The organism is Kitasatospora sp. NPDC034035 (assembly GCF_055575755.1).
In genome coordinates, this window is record NZ_JBVISA010000083.1 from 1 (window position 1) to 8,680 (window position 8,680).

6 protein-coding genes and 1 pseudogene are annotated in these 8,680 nt (G+C 68.4%); 5 read left to right on the forward strand and 2 right to left on the reverse strand.

Annotation, left to right across the window (positions count from 1 at the left end):
• Window positions 1–164: 164 nt before the first annotated feature.
• Window positions 165–380, reverse strand: coding sequence for a hypothetical protein (locus tag ACZ52J_RS42455; RefSeq protein ID WP_465626776.1), 216 nt, complete (start codon window positions 378–380; stop codon window positions 165–167).
• A gap of 566 nt (window positions 381–946) precedes the next feature.
• Between ACZ52J_RS42455 and ACZ52J_RS42460 the strand changes: the two genes are divergently transcribed.
• From ACZ52J_RS42460 to ACZ52J_RS42475, 4 genes are all read left to right on the forward strand, one after another.
• A complete protein-coding gene (locus tag ACZ52J_RS42460; protein ID WP_465626777.1) occupies window positions 947–2,128 on the forward strand; it encodes a hypothetical protein in 1,182 nt (393 codons plus the stop codon).
• Between the two features lie 129 nt (window positions 2,129–2,257).
• On the forward strand, window positions 2,258–2,536 hold the full coding sequence (locus ACZ52J_RS42465; protein ID WP_465626778.1) for a hypothetical protein: 279 nt from the start codon (window positions 2,258–2,260) through the stop codon (window positions 2,534–2,536).
• A 171-nt stretch (window positions 2,537–2,707) separates the two neighbouring features.
• Window positions 2,708–3,316, forward strand: coding sequence for an ArsR/SmtB family transcription factor (locus ACZ52J_RS42470; protein ID WP_465626779.1), 609 nt, complete (start codon window positions 2,708–2,710; stop codon window positions 3,314–3,316).
• Window positions 3,313–4,626 (forward strand): MFS transporter, encoded by a 1,314-nt coding sequence (locus ACZ52J_RS42475; protein ID WP_465626780.1) that lies wholly within the window; start codon window positions 3,313–3,315, stop codon window positions 4,624–4,626. The genes ACZ52J_RS42470 and ACZ52J_RS42475 overlap by 4 nt, the downstream gene beginning before the upstream one ends.
• Before the next feature lie 363 nt (window positions 4,627–4,989).
• On the opposite strand, the pseudogene ACZ52J_RS42480 reads toward ACZ52J_RS42475, so the two are convergent.
• Window positions 4,990–6,342, reverse strand: a pseudogene (locus ACZ52J_RS42480) (NF041680 family putative transposase).
• A 1,080-nt stretch (window positions 6,343–7,422) separates the two neighbouring features.
• Here ACZ52J_RS42480 and ACZ52J_RS42485 point away from each other — a divergent pair.
• On the forward strand, window positions 7,423–8,680 hold a 1,258-nt coding region (locus ACZ52J_RS42485), incomplete at its 3' end, for an Ig-like domain repeat protein (RefSeq protein WP_465626782.1).

Genomic DNA, 8,680 nt, shown 5'->3' on the forward strand with positions numbered 1-8,680 from the left:
AATTGGTGCTGGTCATCAGGGGTGGAACTCCTACTCGGGCCCTCTCAGGCTAACCCGACAAAGCGGGATGTCTCACCCAAGGCTGGCAGAGAGGGATCCGAGGCGAAGAGGAGCCGGCGCCCTACCCGCCCGGCAGGGCAACCGCCGCCCGTTCACCGACCTGATCACCGACCTCGAACAAAGCCCTCGACCTCAAACGCCACCACACCGGCAGCCTTCCCCGCCACGCCCCGTATCTCCACCAGCGCACCGCCGGACGTATCGGAAGCCTCACACGCCTGATCCGCGAAGCCGCCCTGACCGCGATCCTCGACGGCACCGAACGCATCACCAAAACCACCCTCGACAAAGTACGACTGGACCACCTCGCGGAAACCCATCCCCGACAACGCTGACCAGCCGCCCGTCTTCGCGGTCGTGCCACACACCGGCTGAGAACAGCCCGCCCCAACCCCACCGCGAACCACCCACACCACCCAGCCCGGGACCAGAACAGAGGTTCCTTACACCCCATCAACCACCTTCAGACGGAACCAGAACCCCATATGACCAGCCAAAACATGACACCCAGGCGTAACGTCCCGACCACTGACACCAACCTCCCCCCACCATCCTCACGACACCCCCACCAACCCCAGACCAACACCACCAACCCCCACAGCAACCCACCCCAGCCTCGGTCTCAACCAACCCACAACACCCCAGCCCACCCCACCCCACCACCACAACAACACCGCCCTCATGTCACCCTCGGCAGGAACGCGCTGGTGGGCTTCCTGCTGCTCTACGAGCGGCTCGGCCGGGTTCGCAAGACCGCCGGCGGCGAGACGCCCGGCCCGCTGCCGGTCGCGCGCCGGACCGCGATCCGACGGCCGGAGGGCCTGTGACCGCCCTCTCGACGACCGCCCCGTCGGTCGTCGCCCGGCTCGCTGCGCAGGCGGCACGGATGGAAGCCGCCACGAACGCCGCTGTCGGCGAGATCACCAAAGCCCTGCCGGTGCTCGGCACCGCCGACGCGGAAGCGGCCCTGGAAGCGGCGGTGCCGATCACCGTACGCGGGGCGGCACGGTTCCTGGAACAACTGGCCGATCACCTGGCAGCCCACCCCGACGCACTGACCTCGGGCAGTTCCCTCTGCCCGCCAGTCCTGCTGCGGCTGGCGCAGGTGCTGCACGAAGCCGGCCATCCGGTCGTTCGCCCCGGATGCGCGCACTGCGGAAAGATCCGGTCTGACCTGCGACAACTCCGTCCCGAAGGGCGGCTCTGCGGATCCTGTGACGCCCGAAGCCGCAACCGCGAAACCTGCGTACGCTGCCACCGAGACGGCCAGCGAGTCGTCGCCCGGCGCCCCGAGGGCCCGATCTGCAACCGCTGCTACCGCACGGACCGCGCCACGTTCGAGGAGTGCGCCGACTGCGGTGAACTCCGACACCCGGTGGTGCGACGCGAGGACGGGCGCGGACTGTGCCAAAAGTGCTGGAAACGGCCCATGCACACCTGCGTGAACTGCGGGAAGACCGCAGCCGCCGCCCTCGTCGACGAGGACGGCGCGCTCTGCCACCTCTGCTACAACCGTCACCGCCGACCACGGCGTCCGTGCGGGCGGTGTGGACAGCTCAAGCGCATCGCCCGCAACGCGCGAGACGGGCAGCCGGACCTCTACGACGGCTGCTACCAGGGCCCCGAGGCGACCTGCTCGATCTGCAGCCGTGTCCGCCCCTGCGTCAGCCGCGACCGGGAGGGCCGGCCGGTCTGCGGCACCTGCTACCGGCACACCCGAACCGGGGAAACATGCGCCCGTTGCGGCCAGACCAAGCCGGTCAACGCCCGATGGCCAATCGGACCGGTCTGTCTGGTCTGCTACACCGCCGTGCTCCGGTCACCGGCCGCGTGCCCCCGCTGCGGCACGGTCCAGCCGCTGATCGCGCTGGACGACGACGGCACCGGGGTCTGCGGCCCCTGTGTCGGCTTCGCCGCCGACTACACCTGCCGCCAGTGCGGCCGGGCCGGCAACCCCCACAGCCGCGGCAGATGCGCTCACTGCGTCCTCGCCGAGCGGGTCAACGCCCTGCTGGCCGGGCCCGAAGGCACCGTCGCTCCTGACGCCCGAGCACCTCAAAGTCGGTGACAAGCACACCCACCTGGTCCTGGGCCGTCACCCCGTGCTGCTGCCCCCGTGCCTCGCCGAGCTCCTGCGACGCCTCGCCGAACAGCCCCAGCTACGGCCGCAGCTCTCACGATCCCACCCAGGCCCTCGATGGCTCTTCCCCGCATGGTCCCCGGCAAGCCGATCTCGACACACGGCATGACCCAGAAGCTCAACCGGCACGGCATCCCGGTTCGCACAGCACGCAACGCGGCACTGGCGGCCCTCGCCGCGGATCTCCCCAGCCCGATCCTCGCCGACGTGACCGGGATGCACCGCCACACCGCACTCCGCTGGGTCGCCTGCGCCCGACGCGACTGGGCCGAATACCTCGCAGCCCGGGCCGAGGGCGACGCCCACAAGCGGGCTGAGGAGGCGACCTGGCAGTGAACGGCTTCTCTGGCCCCGGCATTCCTACCGACTCGCCCACACCGGGGCCCGGCAACAGGTCGCCGCAGGTGCCTGACTACACCCGACCCACATGAACATGTACCGGCTGCTACTCGACGCTACCGGTGTGAGAGTTGACTCTCACGAATTGTGAGAGGAGACTCTCACGCCATGGGCTCCAATAATCACCTGGGCGATATCGAGATTACTGACCCCCAAGCCATGCGCGCCTTGGCACATCCGGTGCGTCTGGCGATCCTTGATCATCTCCACCGGCACGGGCCTGCGACCGCGACGCAACTCGCGCCCGACGTGGGAGCGACGCCGTCGGTGACCAGTTGGCATCTGCGTCACCTGGCGAGCTTTGGGCTGGTCCGCGACAGTGAGCCAGGCCCGGACCGACGACAGCGACGGTGGGAGGCCGTGGCACGCGGCTTCCGATTCGAGGCACCGCAGGACCCGGCCGATGAAGAAGGCCAGTCAGCCGCACGGGTGCTGTCGCAGCAGATGTTCCTGCGCTACGCAGACCTCCCGAGCCAGTGGGCTGCCGAGGTCGAGCCTGAACTCGATCCGGTGTGGCGCAGGCTCGCCGGGCTGGCCAACACCCGCGTCGTCGTTTCGGCTGAGGAACTCGCCGCCATCGAGGACGGGATCGAGCGCATTCTCGCGCCGTACGTGACTCGCGACCCGGCCGAGCGGCCCACGGACGGCCGCGGCGTCCGGCTGATGCGCTACGTCCTGCCGGAAGGTGCCGAGGAGCAGACCGGGCAGACGTCGTGAAGAGCCCGGATCAGGGCGCCGCAATATCGTTGTGGCGGGATCGACGGTTCCGCCGCTTCTGGGCCGGTCAATCGGCCTCACAGTTCGGCGACAGGATCACCGAACTGGCCCTGCCCCTGATCGCCATCAGTACCCTGGGCGCCTCGGCCAACCAGGTGGCGTGGCTGACCGCACTGATTTGGACCCCGAATCTGCTCGCGATCTTCCTGGGGGCATGGGTCGACCACCGGGCCCACAAGCGCCGTCTAATGGTCCTTGCCGACCTGGTGCGCGCCGCTGTACTACTCAGTGTTCCGGTGGCCTACCTGTTAGGGGCGGTGACGCTGGGACAGTTGTACGCGGTGGCGCTGCTGATGGGCGCAGCCGGGGTGCTGTTCAACACCGCCTATCCGCCGTTCTTCGTGCGCCTCGTCCCGCGGGCGTCCTACGTCGACGCGAACAGCAAGCTCAGCACCAGCCGGTCAGCATCGTATGTCGCTGGCCCGGCCATCGGCGGCGCTCTGGTCCAGGCGCTGACCGCACCCGTCACCATCGTTGTGGATGCCCTGACCTTCCTGGTGTCAGCAGTCCTGGTCGGTCGGGTTTCGGTCGACGAACCGCCTGCCGTATCCGGCAATGCAGCGGCGCCCTCGCTGTTGCAACGTGCCCGAGAGGGAATGTCGTTCGTCGTCCGTCACCCAGTACTGCGGGCGGCTCTCGGATGTGCGGCGACCGTCAACTTCTTCACCTTTGTCGCGGGCAGTGGGCTGATCGTGCTGTTCGCCAACCGGGGCCTCGGATTGTCGGCGGGAGCAATCGGCCTCGCGTTCGGGATCGGCGCGACCGGTTCCCTCCTTGGCGCGGTGTCCGCCCCGAAGATCTCGCGACGGTTCGGCGTGGGGCGCAGCATCGTCGTCGGCGCGGTGCTGTTCCCGGCGCCGATCGCTATTGCCGCCGCCGCAGGCGGCCCGCTCTGGCTCCGTGCCGGCGCCTTGACCGCGGCCGAATTCCTGTCCGGCTTTGGTGTCATGCTGTTTGACGTCAACCTCAACTCTCTCCAGGCTGCTGTCATCCCCGACAGCATGCGCAGTCGCGTAGCGGGCGCGTACGGCACGATCAACTACGGCACACGTCCCGTCGGCGCCATCGTCGGAGGGCTGCTCGCCACCCTCATCGGCCTGAGGGCGACCCTCCTCATCGCCGCTGTCGGCGGAGCCCTGTCACTGCTCTGGCTACTGCCCTCACCGATACCCCGCATCCGCTCCCTGGCACCGAACAGCGCTGCGAATGCCGGCGCCGCGGACGACGACCAGCGACCAGTACCTTGTTGACCGGCCGGGCGTGGTCCAGTCCGGATTCGAGCGGATACCTCCCAGATTCGACGGACCGGCACATCCATGCAAGGACGCCGTCGCCAGCGGCGATGGGCAGGGCCAGACGGTCGTTCAGATTACGCCCCGAAGCTCGCTGTCTGGAGCCATAGAACTCACTCCCCTGGGGCCAATAGGCCTACGGAGCCGGGGAATAGTGCACGGTCGGAATATCCCCCTCCCGCCAGTAGTGCGGGCCCTGACCCGCCAGTGCGCCATCACCACGACAACCGCCACCGGACGGATCCGCCACAAGATCAAAGCTTGTTGTTTTACCTTCGATGATGATCTTCTGTCGCGTTCGGACTCTCGCCTGCCTGTTCGCTACTGGTTGGTGACCAGGGCGAGTCCGATGTTGTGGTCGGGTGCTCGGTGGCGGTTGGTTTGCCCGGGTGGGCGCCCGGGTCCGGGTCGGGAGGGTCTCGCAACAGCGGCTGGGCAGGGCAGGGTCGTGCGGATGTTGCGGAACCCGCGCCGGACCCGGGCGGGGGTGAGGCGCTCGACGGGCTGGGGTCGTTCCCAGGGCCGGCGGAGGTCGGCGGACAGCGCTCTGGCGAGGCGGAGTTGGGTGTGGGCGGCCAGGACCAGGTGGGTCCAGCGGTCGGCCGCGACCGGTTCGCGCAGGCGGGGGCGGGTCCAGCCCAGGGTCTGCTTGAGGAAGCGGAAGGTGTGCTCCAGGTCGAAGCGCCGCAGGAACGCGTGCCAGGCGGTGTCGGTGTCCGTGACGGAGGGTGTGGGATCGGAGAACCACAGCCAGACCGGCTTCGGGGTGCCGCCGGAGGGCAGGTGGTCGACGTCGAGGCGGATCAGGGTCCCCTCGATGATGGGGAGTTGGCCCTGGTGGTCGCTCCAGGCTGAGCGTCGCCAGATGCGGGGGTGCAGGCGGTGCCAGGCGTGGACGCGGGCGGTGCCGTAGCGGCGGGTGGTGTGCTCGCTGTCGCTGTCGGGGTCGCGCCAGGTCGCGGGGTCGGCCAGTGCGAACCGGGATCCGTGACTGCGGGGCTGGCCGCCTTTGGGGCCCGCCCGGTAGTCGTCGGGCACGGGGTTGAAGAAGACGCGGTCGGAGCGCATCCGCACCACGACCTGGACAGGCAGGTCCCGCAGGAGCCAGGCCAGGCGCGGGCCGTCGTAGCCGGCGTCCGCCACGATCAGCACCGGCGGGTCGCCGAGCTTCCAGTGCCCGGCGTCGAGGATTCCGTGCAGGACCTCACGCAGTTGGGTGGCGGTGACGGCCGCGGTGTCCGCACCGGGCTCCAGGCGCTTGGCGTCCAGTAGGGCCGTCCACGAGGTCGAGCCCGACTCCAGGGCGGCGACGAAGGAGTAGGGCCAGCCGGGCACCATCTCGTGCGTGTTCTCGCGCCGGCCGTAGGTGTGGCAGAAGGAACGGCCGTCGCTGGTGTTGGCGTCCGGCCGCAGTCAGGCGGTTACGTCGACGGCGAGCACGATCCGTCTACCTGGGCCGCGGGGCACGCTTCGGGCCGCGATCGCGCGCAGAAGGCCGTCCGCGTCGAGGTCCCCGCGGTTCAGGGCGGCGTACAGGGAGCCGTGCGAGCGCCGGTGCTCGGGCGCCAGGGCCAGCTCGACCAGGGCGCGGACCGGACCGTCGGCACACAGCAGGGCATCCGACAGCTCGAACAGTGCGTCCGCGCGGCGGGGCATCGCGGCGTACAAGTCCATTCGAAAGGAGGACAGTTCCGCAAGAGCCTGCCGACGAACGGCTTCAGGGACCACACTCGACACCGACGACCTCCGTGACCACTGTGCGACTCGACATCAAACAGCGTGAAACGGAGGTCGTCGCCATGTCCCGAAGATCCTCATGTGGGTGACCAGATCGAACAACCTCGAGTCGATCACCGAAAGTAAAACAACAAGCTTAGATGAAGAGCGTCTCGCAGCCTTCCATGGGCGCCCACCCGGCGTCTCCGCTGGCCGTCACGGCCAGAACAGGCAACGGCCTGTCCCCCGGGAAGGGATGGGCAGCCCGCCGGGTCGAATGTCAGCAGTAACGCACCATCCCCGTGGCCAGAACAGGCCGCACACGAATAATTCACCCTGACGGAGCAAGTCAGTTGACATATGATCAAGGCAGGCTTATGGCAGGACGGAAAGGAGAAGCCCGGCTCGCTCAGACATGCAGCGCGCCCCTCGGGCGCGAGGCTCGCCAGGGCGGGAAGAGTGGGCCCATCAACCTGCCGGCGGGAACGCCCCAGCATGTAGAAGTGCCTCAAGGGGCTGGCATCAGGTGAGTTGATCAGCCATTGCGGCTTCGGCTGGTCACGAGCAGGGCCAACTGCATGGCAGCCAGCCATGGAAAAGCCCGAGCCGCGCAAGCCGTCGCCTGCTGCTTGGTCGACCACCATATCCGCCTCGCCGCCGCCGTAGACGCCCTTCTCTTTGTGGAATCGAGTCGACGATTCGATTACTCCATAAGGGTGAATTATTCGCGTGCGGCCTGTTCTGGCCACGGGGATGGTGCGTTACTGCTGACGTTCGACCCGGTGGGCTGCCCATCCCTTCCCGGGGGACAGGCCGTTGCCTGTTCTGGCCGTGACGGCCAGCGGAGACGCCGGGTGGGCACCCTTGGAAGGTTGCGAGACGCTCTTGTTGACGCCCTCCATCTGATGGAGCGTCAACTACTCCTCTCGGGCGCCCCATCCCGATCAGATCTGGATCAAGGGGTGTGTCATGGCCAAGAGTTTTCAGTCGAGGTGGCGTCAACTGTTGGGCCTCGGAAGGCCCAAGCAGAGTGCGGCGGTGACGCCGCCGGATCCGACGGTGGCGGTGGGCAGCTTCCCGACCGGGGTGGCGATCACTCCCGACGGACTGCACGCGTACGTGACCAACGAGGGCGACAACACCGTCAGCGTGATCGACACCGCCACCAACACCGTGACGGCCACGGTCGTCGTGGGTACCGGACCGTTCGATGTGGCTGTCACTCCCGACGGGCTGCACGCGTACGTGACCAACAGCGGTGACAACACCGTCAGCGTGATCGACACCGCGACCGCCACCATCGTGGCCACCATTCCCGTGGGTACCGGACCGTTCGGGGTCGCGGTCAGCCCCGACGGACTGCACGCCTACGTGACCAACAGCGGTGACAACACCGTCAGCGTGATCGACACCGCGACCGCCACCATCGTGGCCACCATTCCCGTGGGCGCCGCGCCCACCGGCGTCGCGGTCAGCCCCGACGGACTGCACGCCTACGTGACCGACAACGGCGACAACACCGTCAGCGTGATCGACACCGCCACCAACACCATCGTGGCCACCATCACCGTGGGTACCGCACCCACCAGCGTCGCGGTCAGCCCCGACGGACTGCACGCCTACGTGACCGACAACGGCGACAACACCGTCAGCGTGATCGACACCGCCACCAACACCATCGTGGCCACCATCACCGTGGGTACCGGGCCGTTCGATGTGGCTGTCACTCCCGACGGACTGCACGCGTACGTGACCAACAACGGCGACAACACCGTCAGCGTCACCGACACCGTTCCCTTCACTTCCGCCACCACTCTCGCCTCGGCGCCCGACCCGTCGGTGTTCGGCCAGGCCAAGGTCCTCACCGCCACCGTCACCTCCGTGGACGGCATCCCGACCGGGACGGTGTCGTTCTTCGACGGCGCCACCCTGCTGGGCACTGGCACTGTCGTCGCGGGCGTGGCCACCTTCACCACCACCGACCTCGCCGTCGGCACCCACGCGCTGACCGCCGTCTACAGCGGCGACACCGCCTTCAACGGCTCCACCTCGCCCGTGGACGCCCAGACCGTCACCACGGCGGACACCACAACGGTGTTGACGTCCCTGCCCGACCCGTCGGTGTTCGGCCAGCCCAAGGTGCTGACCGCCACCGTCACCGCGGCGGCTCCCGGTGCCGGCACCCCGACCGGGACGGTGTCGTTCTTCGACGGCGCCACCCTGCTGGGCACTGGCACTGTCGTCGCGGGCGTGGCCACCTTCACCACCACCGACCTCGCCGTCGGCACCCACGCCC